Origin of the sequence: Escherichia sp. 20412-1 (assembly GCF_003027595.1) — a bacterium.
GTDB classification, from domain to species: Bacteria; Pseudomonadota; Gammaproteobacteria; order Enterobacterales; family Enterobacteriaceae; genus Escherichia; species Escherichia marmotae.
Genome location: NZ_PYQM01000109.1, coordinates 1 through 1192, shown reverse-complemented (window position 1 = coordinate 1192; position 1192 = coordinate 1). Strand labels below are relative to the sequence as shown.

1 protein-coding gene is annotated in these 1192 nt (G+C 56.3%); it reads right to left on the bottom strand.

The window, feature by feature from the left end:
• A partial coding sequence (locus tag C7B16_RS25120) for a DUF6645 domain-containing protein (protein ID WP_219906392.1) occupies positions 1 to 1192 on the bottom strand: 1192 nt, incomplete at both ends.

Sequence of the window (1192 nt, the reverse complement as noted above, 5' to 3'; positions counted from 1 at the left end):
AACTTGTCTGCTGTCAGTGTCCCTACTGTGGACTGCGACAGCATAAACGGCGTTCCGTCCTGACCATCAATGACCGGCGTCACCTGAATGCTGTTATTACCGGCAAAACGGAAGCCCAGCGTATGCCATTCGTTATCAAATGCGCCGAATGACCCCAGCTTCGTGTTCTGCGCTGCATTCCCCTTGTGGTACATCACGTTCAGGTCGCTGGCATCACTCTGAACATAGAATGCCGCCAGCAGATTATGCCCTGCATTACCCTCCAGAGTGACACCCTGCGGCAGGGCAGAAACCGCCCAGTAAAGAGCCAGTGCATACCGGTTAGCCGTAAGCGCACCATCAAGTTTAAAACGACAACTGACAAGACCACCTTTGCCCAGCAGGTCAGCTCCGTTACCCGCATCATGTTCGAGATACCAGAATGACTTTCCTGCGGTTTTGGTAAGTTTCATGGCCTTACCCCCGCTGGCTCCGGCATCATCCACGATTTCAGCCTTACCACCTCCTGCGCTCCAGCCCTGTGGCGCATAAGCACCGCCTGATTCTGATGCCCGGTAAGCAAACAGTGTGGTCATTGTCGTTGTGTCAGCCGGTGGCGTGGACGGGGTGTCTGTTGACGGTGTTGATGGCACGTCTGGTGACGGCTTTTCATCCGGCTGTGTCACGACCTGCCCCCCCATCAGTGCAGCCGTGCGACCCGCATGGAGCAGAATGGCTGAGGCCAGACGGTCGGCAATGACTCCCCTGCGCGCCCATGAGCTGAAATGGCTGTCACGTTGTGCCGTCGTCCAGTTCGCCTGTGTTCGTGATGCTGCACCGTAATACCCCACAGCCACAATATCCGGGTCTTCCGCCGGTGCATTTGTTGGCGTGTTTGCGCCGTTTTCATCTGTCAGGAACGGCACAAAGAAAATATTCTGGGCGGACAGATTTTTATAAGCGCCATAAACCGCTTCATACTGCGTGGCATATTTGTTTTTCCAGTAATACGTGGTATCACCACAAATCCACGGCACCGTGGCGGCATTGCCGCTCACGCACTGCGCAGCAAGTGAGGACAGGTCGGTCCGGAACTGCTGAACCATGGCCGTGAACAGCCCGTTGTGCTGAGTGCTGCCTCCGGCAAGGTCTCCCTCTCCCTGCATCCAGACCACCGCCAGCAGTCTGTTTTTCGGGTTCTTCGCCAGCGCCG